Origin of the sequence: Streptomyces sp. NPDC058001 (assembly GCF_042886315.1) — a bacterium.
Lineage (GTDB): Bacteria > Actinomycetota > Actinomycetes > Streptomycetales > Streptomycetaceae > Streptomyces.
Window position 1 is genome coordinate 511,323 of record NZ_JBHVQT010000001.1, and the last position, 17,841, is coordinate 529,163.

General features: G+C 71.6%; 18 protein-coding genes. 9 read left to right on the forward strand and 9 right to left on the reverse strand.

Annotated features, from left to right (window positions below; genetic code table 11):
* Positions 1–22: 22 nt before the first annotated feature.
* Both ACFVT5_RS02450 and ACFVT5_RS02455 read right to left on the reverse strand, forming a co-directional pair.
* Complete coding sequence (locus ACFVT5_RS02450) at positions 23–847, reverse strand: purine-nucleoside phosphorylase (RefSeq protein WP_389880547.1); 825 nt, start codon at positions 845–847, stop codon at positions 23–25.
* A 204-nt stretch (positions 848–1,051) separates the two neighbouring features.
* Positions 1,052–1,489, reverse strand: coding sequence for a gamma-glutamylcyclotransferase (locus ACFVT5_RS02455; RefSeq protein WP_389880549.1), 438 nt, complete (start codon positions 1,487–1,489; stop codon positions 1,052–1,054).
* Between the two features lie 129 nt (positions 1,490–1,618).
* Between ACFVT5_RS02455 and ACFVT5_RS02460 the strand changes: the two genes are divergently transcribed.
* Positions 1,619–3,067, forward strand: a complete 1,449-nt coding sequence (locus ACFVT5_RS02460) for an NAD(P)H-quinone dehydrogenase (protein WP_389880551.1) — start codon at positions 1,619–1,621, stop codon at positions 3,065–3,067.
* Positions 3,068–3,190: 123 nt separating this feature from the next.
* Entirely contained in the window at positions 3,191–4,141 is a 951-nt protein-coding gene (locus ACFVT5_RS02465) for a DeoR/GlpR family DNA-binding transcription regulator (protein WP_389880553.1), read from the forward strand.
* Between the two features lie 155 nt (positions 4,142–4,296).
* Here ACFVT5_RS02465 and ACFVT5_RS02470 read toward each other — a convergent pair whose 3' ends face one another.
* A complete protein-coding gene (locus ACFVT5_RS02470) occupies positions 4,297–4,845 on the reverse strand; it encodes a TetR/AcrR family transcriptional regulator (protein WP_389880990.1) in 549 nt (182 codons plus the stop codon).
* A gap of 204 nt (positions 4,846–5,049) precedes the next feature.
* The gene (locus ACFVT5_RS02475) at positions 5,050–6,804 is read right to left on the reverse strand and encodes an acetyl/propionyl/methylcrotonyl-CoA carboxylase subunit alpha (protein ID WP_389880554.1); all 1,755 of its coding nucleotides are present in this window, start codon (positions 6,802–6,804) and stop codon (positions 5,050–5,052) included.
* A 358-nt stretch (positions 6,805–7,162) separates the two neighbouring features.
* Here ACFVT5_RS02475 and ACFVT5_RS02480 point away from each other — a divergent pair, with 358 nt between their 5' ends.
* The gene (locus ACFVT5_RS02480) at positions 7,163–7,654 is read left to right on the forward strand and encodes a hypothetical protein (protein ID WP_389880556.1); all 492 of its coding nucleotides are present in this window, start codon (positions 7,163–7,165) and stop codon (positions 7,652–7,654) included.
* On the opposite strand, the gene ACFVT5_RS02485 is transcribed toward ACFVT5_RS02480, so the two are convergent.
* The 4 genes from ACFVT5_RS02485 to ACFVT5_RS02500 form a co-directional block, all read right to left on the reverse strand.
* Positions 7,642–8,292 carry a Maf family protein gene (locus tag ACFVT5_RS02485; RefSeq protein WP_389880559.1) on the reverse strand — a complete coding sequence of 217 codons (651 nt, stop codon included), beginning with the start codon at positions 8,290–8,292 and terminating at the stop codon, positions 7,642–7,644. The genes ACFVT5_RS02480 and ACFVT5_RS02485 overlap by 13 nt on opposite strands.
* Positions 8,293–8,296: 4 nt before the next feature.
* Positions 8,297–8,431 (reverse strand): morphogenic membrane protein MmpB, encoded by a 135-nt coding sequence (mmpB, locus tag ACFVT5_RS02490; RefSeq protein ID WP_389880562.1) that lies wholly within the window; start codon positions 8,429–8,431, stop codon positions 8,297–8,299.
* Positions 8,432–8,535: 104 nt separating this feature from the next.
* Entirely contained in the window at positions 8,536–8,742 is a 207-nt protein-coding gene (locus tag ACFVT5_RS02495) for an acyl-CoA carboxylase epsilon subunit (RefSeq protein ID WP_389880564.1), read from the reverse strand.
* 11 nt (positions 8,743–8,753) lie between these two features.
* Entirely contained in the window at positions 8,754–10,397 is a 1,644-nt protein-coding gene (locus ACFVT5_RS02500; RefSeq protein ID WP_389880567.1) for an acyl-CoA carboxylase subunit beta, read from the reverse strand.
* Positions 10,398–10,540: 143 nt separating this feature from the next.
* Here ACFVT5_RS02500 and ACFVT5_RS02505 point away from each other — a divergent pair, with 143 nt between their 5' ends.
* The 5 genes from ACFVT5_RS02505 (at position 10,541) to hutH (ending at position 16,963) form a co-directional block, all read left to right on the forward strand.
* Entirely contained in the window at positions 10,541–11,476 is a 936-nt protein-coding gene (locus ACFVT5_RS02505; RefSeq protein WP_389880569.1) for a biotin--[acetyl-CoA-carboxylase] ligase, read from the forward strand.
* 161 nt (positions 11,477–11,637) lie between these two features.
* A complete protein-coding gene (locus ACFVT5_RS02510) occupies positions 11,638–12,882 on the forward strand; it encodes an adenylate/guanylate cyclase domain-containing protein (protein WP_389880571.1) in 1,245 nt (414 codons plus the stop codon).
* A gap of 105 nt (positions 12,883–12,987) precedes the next feature.
* The gene (locus ACFVT5_RS02515; protein ID WP_389880574.1) at positions 12,988–13,782 is read left to right on the forward strand and encodes an enoyl-CoA hydratase/isomerase family protein; all 795 of its coding nucleotides are present in this window, start codon (positions 12,988–12,990) and stop codon (positions 13,780–13,782) included.
* A 116-nt stretch (positions 13,783–13,898) separates the two neighbouring features.
* Positions 13,899–15,065, forward strand: coding sequence for a diguanylate cyclase domain-containing protein (locus ACFVT5_RS02520; protein WP_389880576.1), 1,167 nt, complete (start codon positions 13,899–13,901; stop codon positions 15,063–15,065).
* 329 nt (positions 15,066–15,394) lie between these two features.
* Positions 15,395–16,963: a histidine ammonia-lyase gene (hutH, locus tag ACFVT5_RS02525; RefSeq protein ID WP_389880992.1), complete on the forward strand. Its 1,569-nt coding sequence runs from the start codon at positions 15,395–15,397 to the stop codon at positions 16,961–16,963.
* 33 nt (positions 16,964–16,996) lie between these two features.
* Here hutH and ACFVT5_RS02530 read toward each other — a convergent pair whose 3' ends face one another.
* Positions 16,997–17,338: a hypothetical protein gene (locus ACFVT5_RS02530; RefSeq protein WP_389880578.1), complete on the reverse strand. Its 342-nt coding sequence runs from the start codon at positions 17,336–17,338 to the stop codon at positions 16,997–16,999.
* Between the two features lie 110 nt (positions 17,339–17,448).
* Here ACFVT5_RS02530 and ACFVT5_RS02535 point away from each other — a divergent pair, with 110 nt between their 5' ends.
* Positions 17,449–17,808, forward strand: coding sequence for a hypothetical protein (locus tag ACFVT5_RS02535; RefSeq protein WP_389880580.1), 360 nt, complete (start codon positions 17,449–17,451; stop codon positions 17,806–17,808).
* Positions 17,809–17,841: the final 33 nt, after the last annotated feature.

A 17,841-nucleotide genomic window follows, 5' to 3' on the forward strand; every position in this document is an offset into this window, starting at 1 on the left:
CCCGGTCGCCGCGCGGGGTCCCTCAGACGCGGCCGAGCACCTGGGTGAGCAGGGCGCCCATGCGCGCGGCGGAGTCACGGCCCGCCTGGAGGACCTCTTCGTGGTTGAGCGGCTCGCCCGTCATGCCGGCGGCGAGGTTGGTCACCAGGGAGATCCCGAGCACCTCGGCGCCCGCCTCCCGCGCCGCGATGGCTTCCAGGACCGTCGACATGCCCACCAGGTCGGCGCCGATGGTCCGGGCCATCCGGATCTCGGCGGGCGTCTCGTAGTGCGGGCCGGGGAACTGCGCGTACACGCCCTCTTCGAGCGAGGGGTCGATCTCCTTGCACAGGGCGCGCAGGCGCGGCGAGTACAGATCGGTGAGGTCCACGAAGTTCGCGCCCACGATCGGCGAGGTCGCCGTCAGGTTGATGTGGTCGCTGATCAGTACCGGCTGACCGGGGCGCATGCCCTCGCGCAGTCCGCCGCAGCCGTTGGTCAGCACGATCGTCTTGCAGCCCGCGGCCACCGCGGTCCGCACCCCGTGCGCGACGGCGGCGACCCCGCGGCCCTCGTAGTAGTGGGTGCGGCCCAGGAAGACGAGCGCCCGCTTCGCGCCGACGCTGTACGAGCGGACCGCGCCGCCGTGGCCTTCCACGGCGGGCGGCGGGAATCCCGGCAGCTCCGTGACGGGGAACTCGTGGTCGGGGGCGCCCAGCGCCTCGGCGGCGGGGGCCCAGCCGGAGCCCATCACCAGAGCGACGTCGTGGGTGTCGGCGCCCGTCAGCTCGCGCAGGCGCGCGGCGGCGGCGTCGGCGGCGGCGTTCGGCTCGCCCTGGATGTCGTCCGGAAGAAGAGATGCGTTCACGCGCATGAGCGTAGCCGGTCTGGGCCTACGCGCGTAGATGTCAAGGATGACGGTAGTGCGATCGTTGTCTTGTCGTTTCCGACGAGAAGTGGGCTGATCCGGGCCCGGAGCTTCGCCTCAGCGACCGGAGCGTGACCGGGCGACCGATGGAATTCGGTCGGAATTTGCCCCCAGGCCACCCGGTACGGGCCGCCCGGCACGCGCTCAGCAGGGGCGCTTGCGCAGTTCCATCACATAGTCGTGCGGGGCGCCCGCCGACTCGGCCGCGTCGGCCAGTTCCCCCAGGTAGCGCGCGGACGGCAGCCCGCCCTCGTACCCGTTGAGCACATACAGCCAGGCCGGCTCCTCCGCGTCCAGCGTGTGCACCCGCACCCGCATCCGGCGGTAGATGTCCAGGCCCACGCCCTCCCAGCGGTCCATGGACTCCTCGTCCATCGGGGCGATGTCGTACAGCGCCACGAAGACCTGTGAGCGCGGTGCCTCGACGATCGTCGCGAGCGCGCCCTCCCAGCCCATGTGCTCGCCGCCGAACGTCAGCCGATGACCGTTCAGCCAGCCCGTGGCACGCAGCGGCGAATGCGGGGCGCGGCGTGACATGAGCCGCGCGTCGAGATTGCCGGCGTACGCGGCGTAGAGCGACATGGGGTCGAGGGTACGGCAGCCACGGCCCGTGCCCCGCCGGTAACGGAAGTGGCCCCCCGGGCGGGGGACCCGTCGCCCGGACGCGCGTACGGAGGGGGCGGGGCGAAGCACCTTGATGGGTGCGGGACAATGGGGTACGTGACTCGGATCGTGATCATCGGTGGCGGACCCGGCGGATACGAGGCTGCCCTGGTGGCGGCCCAGCTCGGCGCGGAGGTGACCGTTGTCGACTGCGACGGTCTGGGCGGGGCGTCGGTGCTCACCGACTGCGTCCCGTCGAAGACTCTGATCGCGACCGCGGAGGTGATGACGACCTTCGACTCCTCGTACGAGGAACTGGGGATCATCGTCGCGGACGACACTCCGCACATCGACACCCCCGCGCGCGTGGTGGGCGTCGACCTCGGCAAGGTCAACCGCCGGGTGAAGCGGCTCGCGCTCGCGCAGTCCCACGACATCACCGCGTCCGTCACCCGCGCGGGCGCGCGCGTGCTGCGCGGCCGGGCGCGCCTGGAGGGCCAGCAGGCGATGGACGGCAGCCGCAAGGTCGTCGTCCGCGCCGCCGACGGCACCGAGGAGACCCTCAACGCCGACGCCGTCCTCATCGCGACCGGCGGCCACCCCAGGGAGCTGCCCGACGCGCAGCCCGACGGGGAGCGCATCCTCAACTGGACGCAGGTCTACGACCTGGACGAACTCCCCGAGGAACTCATCGTCGTCGGGTCCGGTGTGACCGGCGCCGAGTTCGCCGGCGCCTATCAGGCACTCGGCTCCCGGGTCACCCTCGTCTCCAGCCGCGACCGGGTGCTGCCCGGTGAGGACCCGGACGCCGCAGCCGTCCTGGAGGACGTGTTCCGGCGCCGCGGGATGAACGTCATGGCGCGCTCCCGCGCCGAGTCCGTCAAGCGCCTGGACGACCGTGTCGAGGTCACCCTCTCCGACGGCCGTGTCATCACCGGCACGCACTGTCTGATGGCCGTCGGCGCCATCCCCAACTCCAGCGGGATGGGCCTGGAGGAGGCCGGGGTCCGGGTCAAGGAGTCCGGGCACATCTGGACCGACAAGGTCTCCCGCACCACCGCTCCCGGCGTGTACGCCGCCGGTGACGTGACCGGAGTGTTCGCGCTCGCGTCGGTCGCCGCCATGCAGGGCCGTATCGCGATGTACCACTTCCTCGGTGACGCGGTCGCCCCGCTCAATCTGAAGACGGTCTCATCGAACGTCTTCACGGACCCCGAGATCGCCACCGTCGGCTACACCCAGGCCGACGTCGACGGCGGCAAGATCGACGCGAGCGTGGTGAAGCTGCCGCTGCTGCGCAACCCGCGCGCGAAGATGCAGGGCATCCGCGACGGCTTCGTCAAGATCTTCTGCCGCCCCGGTACGGGCATCGTGGTCGGCGGTGTGGTCGTCGCCCCGCGCGCGTCGGAACTGATCCATCCCATCTCGCTCGCGGTCGACAACAATCTGACCGTGGAACAGATCGCGAAGGCGTTCACCGTGTACCCGTCCCTGTCGGGCTCGATCGCCGAGGTCGCACGGCAGTTGCACACCCGCAAGACCGCTGAAGAAGTCTGACCCGCGCGCGGCTCCCGCCCGAACCGGACACGTATACCACTCCGTGCGTCACACTGCGAACAACTTCTGTTATTCGGCGCAAACTGCTGAAAGCAGACGGTCGTTGGGGTTACTGTCAGTTTCGTGTTCGCTGCAGAACGTCGCCAATTGATTCTCGAAATGGTGCGGGCCAACGGAGCGGTGTCGCTCCGGGAGCTCGCCCGCGTCGTCCAGACCTCCGAAGTGACCGTACGGCGGGACGTGCGCGCGCTGGAGGCAGAAGGACTCCTCGACCGCCGGCACGGCGGTGCGGTATTGCCGGGCGGATTCACGCGGGAATCCGGCTTTCCGCAGAAATCCCATCTCGCGACCGCCGAGAAGACGGCCATCGCCGATCTCGCGGCGGGACTCGTCGACGAGGGCGAGGCCATTGTCGTCGGGGCGGGCACCACCACGCAGGAGCTGGCCCGCCGGCTCGCGCGGGTGCCCGGACTGACCGTCGTCACCAACTCGCTGCTCGTGGCGCAGGCGCTGGCCCACGCCAACCGCGTCGAGGTCGTGATGACCGGCGGCACCCTGCGGGGCTCCAACTACGCGCTGGTGGGCAGCGGCGCCGAGCAGTCCCTGCAAGGACTGCGGGTGTCACGGGCCTTCCTGTCCGGGAGCGGGCTCACCGCCGAGCGTGGCCTGTCCACGTCCAACATGCTGTCCGCCAGCGTCGATCGCGCGCTGGTGCAGGCCGCCGCCGAGGTGGTGGTCCTCGCCGACCACTCCAAGCTCGGTACGGACACGATGTTCCAGACGGTGCCCACGGATGTCATCACCCGGCTGGTCACCGACGAGCCGCCCGCCCATGACGACCGTGCGGCCACCGAGTTGCAGGCCCTCGCCGACCAGGGCGTCCAGATCGCGGTGGCGGGCGCCCAGGGCGCACCCGCCGACACGGCCCCCGCCCCGCGCAGGACCCGCGCGGACATGCCCCTGCCGGCCCCACGCCGGGCGGCCGGGGCCGGTCAGCTCCGCAGCGCCGTCCTGGCGGAACCGGCGGGGGATCGGGGGGTGACGGCGAGGGTCGCCGACATGCGCCGCCGGTGACAGACGCTCCGCTGGATGACCGGTGCCGAACTCCGCCGGGAGGCCGGTGCCGAACCCCGCCGGGAGGCCGGTGCGGAGACTGCGGGTCGTATGTGGCTGGTCGCGCCCGCGCGGCGGAGCCGCATATGTCACAGCCCCGCGCCCCTGCGGGGCGCTTAGTCCGGGCGGATGCCGCGGAGGGTGAGGCGCAGTAGGCGGTCCGGGAGGTCCGGGTCCGCCGGGGTCTCCTCCGTGGCCAGGGCGATCGCGTTCGTCAGCTGCAACAGGTCCGCGATCGACACGTCAGGGCGTACCTCGCCCGCGCGCTGGGCGCGGTCCAGGAGCGCGCCGCCCGCCGCCCGCATCTGTGTACCGCACCGCGCGAGGTCCGAACTGTCGTCGTGCGACGCCGACATGAGGGCCCGCGACAGACCCCGGTACCTGCCCGCGTACGCGACGACCTCGCGCAGCCAGACCACCAGGGCCGCGCACGGCTGCGGATCGTCCAGCAGGGCGCGGGAGCGGGTCAGCAGCTCGTTCACGGCGTCCTCGAACACCGCGCTCATCAACGCGTGCCGGTGCGGGAAGTGCCGGTACAGCGTCCCGATCCCCACCCCCGCGCGCCGGGCGATGTCCTCCAGGGACGCCCCCGTACCGTGCTCGGCGAACGCGGCCCGCGCCTCCACGAGCAGCCGCTCGTAGTTGCGCCGGGCATCGGCCCGCATCGCGCGCGGTGCCGCGGGTGCCGGTGGGGCCGGTTCGGGTTCTCCCGGTGGCGGTGCCGCCGCCGTCGGTTCCGTCCGCTGCGTCATCGGCGGCTCCCTCCCGGGTCGTGGGCCGGTGTGCACCCCCAGGATGCCATCGTGAAACGCCCCGGGCCCGACCGGAGTTCGATCGGGCCCGGGGCATCGCTGAGATCCCGGTACGGGTCAGTCCTTGATCTCGCAGATGAGGGCGCCCGATGTGATCGACGCGCCGACCTCGGCGGCGAGGCCCTTGACGGTGCCGGTGCGGTGGGCGTTCAGCGGCTGCTCCATCTTCATGGCCTCCAGGACGACGACCAGGTCGCCTTCCTTGACCTCCTGGCCCTCCTCGACGGCGACCTTGACGATGGTGCCCTGCATCGGCGATGCGAGGGTGTCACCCGAGGCGACCGGGCCGGACTTCTTCACCGCGCGCCGCTTGGGCCGGGCCCCCGCCGCCAGGCCGGTGCGGGCCAGGGACATGCCCAGCGAGGACGGCAGGGAGACTTCGAGGCGTTTGCCGCCGACCTCGACCACGACGGTCTCGCGGCCCGGCTCCTCGTCGGACTCGGTGTCCGACGGGACGGTGAACGCGGGAATGTCGTTGGCGAACTCGGTCTCGATCCACCGGGTGTGGATACGGAACGGCGCCGCGGTGAACGCCTCGTCCGCCACGACCTTGCGGTGGAAGGGGATCGCCGTGGCCATGCCCTCGACCTGGAACTCGTTCAGCGCCCGCGCCGCCCGCTGGAGCGCCTGCTCCCGGCTCGCGCCGGTCACGATCAGCTTGGCGAGCAGGGAGTCCCATGCCGGGCCGATGACCGCGCCGGACTCCACGCCTGCGTCCAGGCGCACGCCGGGTCCGGCGGGCGGGCTGAAGAGGGTGACGGTGCCCGGGGCGGGCAGGAAGTTGCGGCCCGGGTCCTCGCCGTTGATGCGGAACTCGAAGGAGTGTCCGCGTACCGGCGGGTCGTCGTAGCCGAGCACCTCGCCGTCCGCGATGCGGAACATCTCACGGACCAGGTCGATGCCGGTGACCTCCTCGGTGACCGGGTGCTCGACCTGGAGGCGGGTGTTGACCTCCAGGAAGGAGATCGTGCCGTCCGCGCCGACCAGGAACTCCACCGTGCCGGCGCCGACGTAGCCGGCCTCCTTCAGGATGGCCTTGGACGCCGCGTACAGCTGGGCGTTCTGCTCGTCGGTGAGGAAGGGGGCGGGGGCCTCCTCGACCAGTTTCTGGTGGCGGCGCTGGAGCGAGCAGTCCCGGGTGGACACGACGACCACGTTGCCGTGCGCGTCGGCCAGGCACTGGGTCTCCACGTGCCGGGGCTTGTCGAGGTAGCGCTCCACGAAGCACTCCCCGCGCCCGAACGCGGCGACGGCCTCGCGTACCGCGGAGTCGTACAGCTCGGGTACCTCTTCCAGGGTGCGGGCGACCTTCAGGCCGCGTCCGCCGCCGCCGAAGGCGGCCTTGATCGCGATCGGCAGCCCGTGCTCCCGGGCGAACGCCACGACCTCGCCGGCGCCGGACACCGGGTCGGGGGTGCCGGCGACCAGGGGGGCGCCGGCGCGCTGGGCGATGTGCCGGGCGGCGACCTTGTCGCCGAGGTCGCGGATCGCCTGCGGCGGCGGTCCGATCCAGGTCAGTCCGGCGTCGAGTACGGCCTGGGCGAACTCCGCGTTCTCCGACAGGAACCCGTAACCGGGGTGCACGGCGTCGGCGCCGGAGTCCGCGGCGGCCTGGAGCACCTTGCCGATGTCGAGATAGCTCGTGGCCGGGGTGTCACCACCCAGCGCGAACGCCTCGTCCGCCGCGCGGACATGCAGAGCGTCCCGGTCCGGCTCCGCATACACCGCCACACTCGCGATCCCCGCGTCCCGGCACCCCCGGGCCACACGGACAGCGATTTCGCCACGATTGGCGATGAGCACCTTGCGCACGATGGCTCCCTCCTTGAAACAAGCCGAGTTTAGGGACTGCCGACACGGCCTATCGACCCGTCCCCAAAGGTGAGCTTGCCCACACGGAGTGTGACTAGAGGCTCGCTCGACCAGTGAAACCCCTTGTCGGACCGCGTTACGCAGGATTCCTCCTCGGAACCTTATGCCTGTCCTGTGGTCAAGGTCTCTATGAGAGCGTGCCGCCCCTGATCGTGATTCTTTGTGGAGTCCCTACGAATGGCCCAATGAATCTTTGCGGGTGCGCGACCTCTTGTCCCAGGGTTTACCGGTTAGTAGCGTTCGCGTTGTCGTGAACGTACTAGGGGTAACAGCAGCCGGAAGAGGGTGGGGCGCTGTGGTGCGCAGCAGACCAGTGCCGTTGGGTCGTTGGGTGGCGCTGGTCGGCGCCGTCGTGCTGTTCCTGGAGGCGGTCGGCATCGCGCTGCTGAACTGGTTCCTCGGGATGGTCGTCGACCGTCAGGACATGTCGCTCGCCGGACTCGACCCGCGCGCGATGACCGTCTCGACCTGGATCGCCGGAGTCCTCTTCGGGCTCTACCTCGCGCTGTGCGGGCTCGTCCTGCTCTTCACGGCGCTGCGCGACCGCGGCCCGTCGGGCCTGGGGCGGATTCTGCTGATCAGCGCCGCCGTCGTGCACGGGGCGCTCGGCGCGTTCTGCGTGGGGATCGTCGGGTGGTCGGCGTTCGTGTTCATGATGATCGTGCTCGGCCTGATCGTTCTGACCCTGATGGCCTACGAAGCCCCGGGCGGGGCGGCGGAGCAGGGTGCCGCGACCGGCGGGACCCCCGGCCAGGGGACTGCCGAGGGCGGGGCTCCTCAGCCGGTCTGACCGTCGTCGGCCGCGGCTGACCGGTCCCACAGGTCCGTGATGCCCACGCCCAGTTCGGCCAGCAGGCGGCGCAGCAGCGGCAGCGAGATGCCGATGACGGTGCCGTGGTCGCCGTCGATTCCGTCGATGAACGGCGCCGAACGGCCGTCGAGCGTGAACGCGCCCGCGACGTGCAGCGGCTCGCCCGACGCGACATACGCGGCGATCTCGGCGTCGGACGGCTCACCGAAGCGGACCACCGTCGACGCGGTCGCCGACGCGTGCCGGCCGGTCACCGTGTCGTAGACGCAGTGGCCGGTCTGGAGGGTGCCCGCACGGCCCCGCATCGCCTTCCAGCGCGCGGTGGCCTCCTCCGCGTCGGCGGGCTTGCCGAGCGCCTGGCCGTCGATGTCGAGGACCGAGTCGCAGCCGACGACGAGCGCCTGGGCACGCAGCACCTCCGGGCGGGCCGCCACGACGCCCGCCTTCGCCTCCGCGAGGGCCAGCGCCAGTTCGGCGGGGGTCGGTGCCGTGACCGCGTCCTCGTCGACCCCGCTGACGATCACCTCGGGGGCCAGACCCGCCTGGCGCAACAGGCCGAGGCGGGCGGGGGACTGGGAGGCCAGGATCAGATGGCGGCGGCGGGTCTGAGCGGTCATGGGGTCAGGGTAGTCGGAAGCCGATCGCGAGCATCGCGACGATCATCGCCAGGGCCAGGAGGACGCCCGCTCTGCGCAACATCGTCTGGGTGTCGCGGAGTTCCTTGGGGGGCTTGTTCTCCGGGTCGGACCACAACATGGGTCCCATGGTGGGACGGCCCGACCCGGTGCGCCTGAGTACCGGTACTCAACTTGCCTCCCGTACCTTCAGGCGCACCCGGCACTGTGCGTGGTGCCCAGCCGTTACGTAGGCCAATAGGTGCGTGCCCACGACTGCGGGCCCGGGGGCGGGGTGCGGTGCTGGGCCACCCTTGCCGGGTCCGACCAGGCCGCCGGGGGTGGGGGTGCCTCGCCCTCCGGCCTGTTCGCCGCTGCCGCTCGGGCCTGGACCACCGCCAGGGCCGCCGCGAGTTCCTCCGGGGTGGGGTTGCCCCGTACGACTTTGATCATCGGAGTGCTCCTCAGAGGGGAATGTTGCCGTGCTTCTTCGGCGGCAGGGACGCCCGTTTCGTACGGAGCTGGCGCAGCCCCCGAACCACATGACGGCGGGTCTCGGACGGCAGGATCACCGCGTCGATGTAGCCGCGCTCGGCCGCCGTGTACGGATTGAGGAGCGTGTCCTCGTACTCCCGGATCAGCCGCCGCCGCACCCCCTCACGCTCCCCCTCCGGGGCCGCGGCGATGGTACGCCGGTGCAGGATGTTGACCGCGCCCTGAGCACCCATCACAGCGATCTGCGCGGTCGGCCACGCCAGATTCAGATCCGCCCCGAGATGCTTGGAACCCATCACGTCGTACGCGCCGCCGAACGCCTTCCGGATGATCACCGTGATCAGCGGCACCGTCGCCTCGGCATACGCGTAGATCAGCTTCGCGCCCCGCCGGATGATCCCGGTGTGCTCCTGACCCACCCCCGGCAGGAAACCCGGCACATCCACGAACGTCAGCACCGGCACATTGAACGCGTCACAGGTCCGCACGAAACGCGCCGCCTTCTCCGACGCGTCGATGTCCAGACACCCCGCGAACTGCATCGGCTGATTCGCGACGATCCCCACCGGACGCCCCTCGACCCGGCCGAAACCGGTGACGATGTTCGGCGCGAACAGCGGCTGCGTCTCGAAGAACTCCGCATCGTCCAGCACATGCTCCACAACCGTGCGCACCTCGTAGGGCTGGTTCGCACTGTCCGGGACCAGCGCATCCAGCTCCCGGTCCTCGTCGGTGAGGGTCAGGTCCGCTTCCTCGGGGAAGGCGGGCGGTTCGCTCAGGTTGTTCGACGGCAGGTACGACAGCAGCGACTTGACGTACTCGATGGCGTCCTTCTCGTCACCCGCCATGTGATGCGCCACACCCGACACCGCGTTGTGCGTCCGCGCACCCCCCAGCTCCTCCATCCCCACGTCCTCACCCGTGACCGTCTTGATCACATCCGGACCGGTGATGAACATGTGCGACGTCTGATCGACCATCACCGTGAAATCCGTGATCGCCGGCGAGTACACCGCACCACCCGCACACGGCCCCACCACCAGCGAGATCTGCGGGATCACCCCGGAGGCGTGGGTGTTGCGGCGGAAGATCTCGCCATACATGCCGAGAGCGCTGACCCCTTCCTGGATACGGGCACCACCCGAATCGTTGATACCGATGACCGGACAGCCCGTCTTCAGCGCGAAATCCATCACCTTGATGATCTTCTGCCCGAACACCTCACCCAGAGCACCCCCGAACACCGTGAAGTCCTGCGAGAACACCGCCACCGGACGCCCGTCCACCGTCCCGTAACCGGTCACGACACCATCCCCGTACGGACGATTCGCCTCCAGACCGAACGCCGTCGACCGATGCTGCGCGAACTCGTCGAACTCCACGAACGAACCCTCGTCCAGCAACAGTTCCAACCGCTCACGCGCCGTCAACTTCCCCTTCGCGTGCTGCTTCTCCACCGCACGCGCCGACCCCGCGTGCGTCGCCTCGTCGACCCGGTGCAGCAGATCGGCGATCTTCCCGGCCGTGGTGTGGATGTCGTACGCCGGGACCTCTGAGAACTCGGAGGGTCCGGTCTCCGCGGCGGTCGTACGGGGCTCTTCCGGCTTGGACATCGGAGTGCGGCTCCCTGCGGCAGGATGTGAACGGCGACTTCGGCGTGCGGCTGTGCGGCGGTGGCGGGCGGCTACTGCGTCGTAGCGTATCGGCGCGGATACCGTTCGGCAGTGCGGCGTTTACCACACCTAGGCTGGGTTGCATGACGCCCTCAGATGCTTCAGGTGCCGCCTCCGGTGCCGGAGACAACCGCTGGTCCGACCTGGACCGGCCGCCCCTCAACGCCGGGTCCCTGAGCCACGCGCTGGTGCGGCCCGGCTCCCTGTGGACCTCGCTGGAGATCGTCGGCTCGACCGGCTCCACCAACTCCGATCTCGCCGCGCGCGCGGACGCGCTGCCCGAGGGCGCCGTCCTCGTCGCCGAGGCGCAGAGCGCCGGGCGTGGACGGCTGGACCGGCGCTGGACCGCGCCCGCCCGCTCGGGCCTGTTCTTCTCGGTCCTCCTCAAGCCCGGGGACCCCGGGACATCCGGGGGCGCGGTGCCCGTGGCCCGCTGGGGCTGGCTGCCGCTGCTCGCCGGGGTCGCCACCGCGACCGCCCTGTCGCGCGCGGCAGGCGTCGACACGGCACTCAAGTGGCCCAACGACCTCCTGGTGACCGTCGCGGGCGAGGAACGCAAGGCCGGCGGCATCCTCGCGGAGCGCGCGGGCGAGAACGCCGTCGTCGTCGGCATCGGTCTGAACGTGACGCTGCACGCCGACGAGCTGCCCGTCCCCGGCGCCGGCTCGCTCGCCCTCGCGGGCGCCGCCACCACAGACCGTGACCCGCTCCTACGCGCTGTACTGCGCTCGCTTGAGCACTGGTACGGCGAGTGGCGTACGCACGGTGGCGACCCGGTCGCATCCCGCCTCCAGGAGGCGTACGCCGCCGGATGTACGACGCTGGGCCGCACGGTCCGCGCGGAGCTGCCGGGGGACCGGGTGCTGGTCGGCGAGGCCGTGGCCCTGGACGGCGACGGACGGCTCGTGCTGGCCACCGGGGACGGTGTGCAGCAGCCCGTGGGCGCCGGTGACATCGTCCATCTGCGCCCGGCGGGCCCCTCCGCGCCTCAGGCCCCCACCGACCCCACTTCGGAGTGAGCCAGGGCACACCTGTCGTACTGTGTCTCTTCGGGGGACACCCCCGGCCGACGGCCGCGAGGCAGGTCGGCCGATGTGCCCGCCGCTCCCCTGTGAGACGTATCTCAGTACAGTTGAGGCCGGTCGCATTCTGACCGTGACAGATCGGAAGGGCAGCAGGCGTGACCGGTGACGACACGGGTCCGGGCGCGGATGTTGGCACGGACACCACACCTGACGCCGATCCCGGCGGCGCGGGACCGGACGCCCCGGAACCCGCCGCCCCGGAACCCGTCGCCTCGGACCCCGTGGCGGACGCCGCCGCCGACGCCGCCCGACGGGCCGAGGACCGGGTCGACCGGCCCGAGGACCTTGACTCGGGGGACGACCCGCTGGCGCTGCGCCTCGAAGGGCTCATCCTCGGTGCCGAGCGCCGCTACACCCCGTTCCAGGCGGCCCGCAGCGCCGGGGTCTCCATGGAGCTGGCGTCCCGGTTCTGGCGGGCCATGGGCTTCGCCGACATCGGGCAGGCCAGGGCGCTCACCGAGGCCGACGTCCTCGCGCTGCGCCGGCTCGCCGGTCTCGTCGAGGCGGGACTGCTCAGCGAGGCCATGGCCGTACAGGTCGCCCGCTCCACCGGGCAGACCACGGCGCGGCTCGCCGAGTGGCAGATCGACTCCTTCCTGGAGGGCCTGACCGAGCCCCCCGAGCCGGGCATGACCCGGACCGAGGTCACGTATCCGCTGATCGAGCTGCTGCTGCCGGAGCTGGAGGAGTTCCTCGTCTATGTGTGGCGGCGGCAGCTCGCCGCGGCCACCGGGCGGGTCGTGCAGGCCGCCGACGACGAGGAGATGGTGGACCGGCGGCTCGCCGTCGGCTTCGCGGACCTCGTCGGCTTCACCCGGCTCACCCGCCGGATGGAGGAGGAGGAACTCGGCGAGCTGGTCGAGGCGTTCGAGACCACGGCCGCCGACCTCGTCGCCGCGCACGGCGGCCGGCTGATCAAGACCCTCGGCGACGAGGTGCTGTACGCGGCGGACGACGCCGGTATCGCCGCCGAGATCGCGCTCCGGCTCATCGAGACGATGGCCCATGACGAGACCATGCCGGAACTGCGCGTCGGGATCGCCTTCGGCACCGTGACGACCCGGATGGGCGATGTGTTCGGTACGACCGTGAACCTGGCGAGCCGGCTCACGTCGATAGCGCCACGGGACGCGGTCCTCGTGGACGGGGCGTTCGCGGAGGAGCTGACCCGGACGGGGGACGCGCCGGCCTCCGAGTCCGAGGCCGCGGAGGCTGTGACGGCGGCCGAGAAGGAGGGCACCGAGCCGCCCACGTACCGCTTCGCCCTCCAGCCGATGTGGCAGCGACCCGTGCGGGGGCTCGGGGTCGTGGAACCTTGGCTCCTGACGCGCCGTACGTAGTTTCCCGCCGGGTGCCGGGTGCCGGGTGCCGGGTGCCGGGTGCCCCTTCCGGCGCGAGTCCAGCCCCTGACATGATCCGGGTAACGGTCGTTAACAGGAGGCGGTATGGAAGAGAGCCGGTACGGCGACTTCGTGGTGGTTCGGCGGCACGGATACGTCGCCGAGATCGCCCTGGACCGGCCGAAGGCCATGAACGCCGTGTCCACGGACATGGCCCGCTCCCTCACCGCGGCCTGCGCGTCCCTGACCACGGACCCCGACGCCCGTACCGTCGTGGTCACCTCCACCCATGACCGTGCCTTCTGTGTCGGCGCCGACCTCAAGGAGCGCAACTCCTTCACGGACGCCGATCTGCTCCGCCAGCGCCCGCTGACCCGCGCCGCGTACACCGCCGTGCTGGACCTCCCGGTGCCCACCATCGCCGCCGTGCACGGCTTCGCCCTCGGCGGCGGCTTCGAGATCGCCCTCGCCTGCGACCTGATCGTGGCCGACGGCACCGCCGTCCTGGGCCTGCCCGAGGTCTCCGTGGGGGTGATCCCCGGCGGCGGCGGTACGCAGCTTCTGCCGCGCCGGGTCGGTGCCGCCCGTGCCGCCGAGCTGATCTTCTCGGCCCGCCGGGTCGAGGCCGCCGAGGCGCGTGAGCTGGGGCTCGTGGACCAGCTCGTGGCCGAGGGCCAGGACCGTGACGAGGCGCTGGCGCTGGCCGCCCGTATCGCCGCGAACTCACCCGTGGGTCTGCGTGCGGCCAAGCGTGCCCTGCGGCTGGGGCAGGGGCTCGATCTGCGGGCCGGGCTTGAGGTCGAGGACGCCGCGTGGCGCTCGGTGGCCTTTTCGGGGGATCGGGCGGAGGGCGTCGCGGCGTTCAACGAGAAGCGGAAGCCGCAGTGGCCGGGCGAGTGACGGGCGCATATGCCCGACTGGGCGACGGGGCCGATCTGATTACTTAGCGTGACAGATTACGCCCTGTTTGCCTCAACAATGTCCCAAATGGTAGTAAACGTCCCTAGCCTGTTGGGATGGCTGACGATGTGCGGCTGCAAGCCGTGGTGGAGCTGGCGCAGGGCATGGCGGCGGCACGCACCCCACAGGAGACCTGGCGGGCCGCGGCGGATGGCGCGTGCCGCGCGCTGGCGGGCAGTTTCGCGGCGGTGTCCGTCTGGGAGCGGGAGCTGGGCCGTTTAAGCGTCCTCGTGAACGCCGGGGAGCTGGTCGCCGGCGAGGAGGAGTTCCCGGAGCACGAGGCGTATCCCGTGCACCAGTTTCCCGAGATCACCGAGTTCCTGCACGAGCGGTGGGCCGCGGGGGGTGAGCCCAACGCGTGGGTCGAGACCTCGGAGGGGGCCGCCCAGGGTCCGGTGGGCTACTGCCATCAGCGGGTGGCCGCGCTGCGCCGCCGGGGCCGGGGCTGCTGTGTCGTCGCGCCGATCGTGCTGCACGGGAGGGCGTGGGGCGAGCTGTACGTGGCCCGGCGGGCCGGGGAGCCGGTGTTCGACCGGGGCGACGCGGACTTCGCCACCGTGCTCGCCTCCGTCGTCGGGGCCGGACTCGCCCAGAGCGAACGCCTTGAGGAGGTGCGGCGGCTCGCCTACACGGACGCGCTGACGGGACTCGCCAACCGGCGCGCGGTCGACGCCCATCTGGACGAGGCGGTCGACCGGCACCGCTCCGAAGGCACCGTGGTGAGTCTCGTCGTCTGCGACCTGAACGGCCTCAAGCGGGTCAACGACACCCAGGGTCACGCGGTCGGCGACCGGCTCCTGGAGAGGTTCGGCTCCGTCCTGTCGCTGTGCGGGGCGATGCTGCCCGGCGCGTTGGCCGCGCGGCTCGGCGGGGACGAGTTCTGTCTGCTCGCGGTGGGGCCTTCGGCGGACGAGGTGGTACGGGTCGCGGAGGAACTGTGCCGGCGCGCGGCCGGCGTGAAGCTCGGCGAGGGCGTCGCCTGCGGGGTCGCGTCCACGGGGGACCCGATCGGGCCGGTACGGTCCGCCCGCCGTCTGTTCCGGCTGGCCGACGCCGCGCAGTACCGCGCCAAGGCCGCCCGCGCGGCCGGGCCGGTGGTGGCCGGCCGCGAAGGCCCGGACGACCCGGTAGTACGCCTGGCCGACGCCGCAAGCCCCCCGGCAGGCGAACCGACCCCTCCAGCCGGCGAACGCCGCCGCTTCCGCAGCCGCCGAGAGGACTAGGGGCTCCGCCCCATCGCCCCTTGCCCGGGGGCGACCGTCGTCGTGGCGACGGGAGGAGATCACCCCTGCGGGGTGGGGCCGTGCACACTTCGGGTGGGGGTGCGGCTCCTCGCACGTGCCGGGATCGATTCGGGTGGGTGGGTGGGTGGGTGGGATCGCCGGTGGGGCGAAGGGTGCAGGGCGCGATACGGGTGGGTGCCGGTCGGGCGAAGGGCGCGGTGCGCGATACGGGTGGGTGGGTGGGGTCGTCGGTGGGTGGGAGTTCCGGGTGAGCGACACCGCCCCTCGTGACACGGTGGGATTCAGTGCGTACGCTCCTGAATATGGATATGCACAGTGTGGTGGTGGGGACCGGCGGGACCACCGTGGGGGACGTGATCGCCGTGGCCCGGGGAAACGCCCGTATCGAACTGTCCGATGAGGCCGTCACGGCGCTCGCCGCGGCCCGTGGCATCGTGGACGCGCTCGCCGCCAAGCCCGAGCCCGTGTACGGCGTGTCGACCGGGTTCGGCGCCCTCGCCACCCGGCACATCAGTCAGGAACTGCGCGCCCAGTTGCAGCGCAACATCGTCCGCTCGCACGCCGCCGGACTCGGCCCGCACGTCGAGCGCGAGGTCGTCCGCGCGCTGATGTTCCTGCGGCTGAAGACCGTGTGCTCGGGACGCACCGGCGTCCGTCCCGAGGTCGCCCAGACGATGGCGGACGTTCTGAACGCCGGCATCACCCCCGTCGTCCACGAGTACGGCTCACTCGGCTGCTCCGGCGACCTCGCGCCGCTCAGTCACTGCGCGCTGACACTCATGGGGGAGGGCGAGGCCGAGGGCCCCGACGGGACCGTACGCCCCGCCGGGGAACTCCTCGCCGCGCACGGCATCGCGCCCGTCGAACTGCGCGAGAAGGAAGGGCTCGCCCTCCTCAACGGCACCGACGGCATGCTCGGCATGCTGATCATGGCCATCGCCGACCTGGAGACCCTGTACAAGTCCGCCGACGTCACCGCGGCGCTCAGCCTGGAGGCCCTGCTCGGTACCGAGAAGGTCCTCGCACCCGAGCTGCACGCCATCCGCCCGCACCCCGGCCAGGGCGCGTCCGCCGCCAACATGCTGGCCGTACTGACGGGTTCGGGTCTCACCGGGCATCACCAGGACGACGCGCCCCGCGTCCAGGACGCGTACTCGGTGCGCTGCGCCCCGCAGGTCGCCGGCGCGGGCCGGGACACCCTCGCGCACGCCCGCCTGGTCGCCGAGCGCGAACTCGCCGCCGCCATCGACAACCCGGTGGTCCTGCCTGGGGGTACCTCCCAGGCTTTCGGCTCTGGGGGAGGCCGCGTCGAGTCCAACGGGAACTTCCACGGCGCGCCCGTCGCGTACGTCCTCGACTTCCTCGCCATCGCCGCCGCCGACCTCGGTTCCATCGCGGAGCGCCGTACCGACCGGCTCCTCGACAAGAACCGCTCGCACGGTCTGCCGCCCTTCCTCGCCGACGACGCCGGGGTCGACTCGGGCCTGATGATCGCCCAGTACACGCAGGCGGCGCTGGTGAGCGAGATGAAGCGGCTCGCGGTGCCCGCGTCGGTCGACTCGATCCCCTCGTCGGCGATGCAGGAGGACCATGTCTCGATGGGCTGGTCCGCCGCCCGCAAACTGCGGACGTCCGTCGCCCACCTCGCCCGGATCCTCGCCGTCGAGCTGTACGCGGCGACCCGCGCGATCGAACTGCGCGAAGGTCTCACCCCCGCACCGGCGTCCCGCGCCGTGATCGACGCCGCCCGCGCGGCCGGCGTCCAGGGCCCGGGTCCCGACCGCTTCCTCGCCCCCGACCTCGCCGCCGCCGACACCTTCGTACGCGAAGGCCGTGTCGTGGAGGCGGCGGAGCGGGTCACCGGGCCGCTCGCCTGACGGCAGGGGCGCGCCCGGAACAGCGGTACGCGGTCAGTACGCGACCGTGCGCGCCCTGCGGACCGAGTAGGCGACGAATCCCGCGCCCAGACACAGGAACGTGGTGCCGCCGACGACATACGGCGTGGTGTCGAAGCTTCCGGTGTCCGCGAGGCGGGCGCCGTCGTCCCCGGCGCCCGCGTCCCCGGCGCCCCCGTTCCCGGCGTCCGACACCGTGGCGTCCGACACATTCGCGGCCGATGTGGTGGCCGGGGACTTCTGGGCAGCCGTGAGGGACGCTTCCCCGGTCGCGTTCGCGGACGGGACGAACCACAGGGCGCCGAGGAGGGTCCCGGCGGCGGTGGCGGTCAGCAACGAGCGGCGTGCGGCGGACACGGAATATCTATCCCCTTGTGGCGCTGGCGAATTGGCCGTGTGGGGCGATGCTAGTGAAAGCCGCGGGTCGCGGGAAAGTCACGGGGCGACCGAGTCGTACGCTCCGTGCCATGAGCACACCTGAAGCATCACGCTATGTACGCCTCCGTGTCGATCTGGTACTGGACGTCCAGGATTCGGACGCCTTGACCAAAGACGCGCTTCGGCGCATTGTCGAGGACGGCACCCTTCGTCCCGACGAGCGCGCACACGCCGAAAGCGTGGTCCAGAGCGAGTCGGCGGAGGCCATCGCCTACGTCGTGGACCCCTTCGACCTGGTCAACGACGTCCCCGGCGTCGAGTTGGTGCAGGCGTCGTGGAGCAGCGAGGAAATCGACTACGACCCCGATTCGCCGGATGGGGACCTGGACGAGGATGATGACGGGGACTATGACGGGGACGGCGGGTTGGAGCGGGGCGACGACCGGTAGCCAGACGACCGGTACGCAGCGGCCACTCGGGCC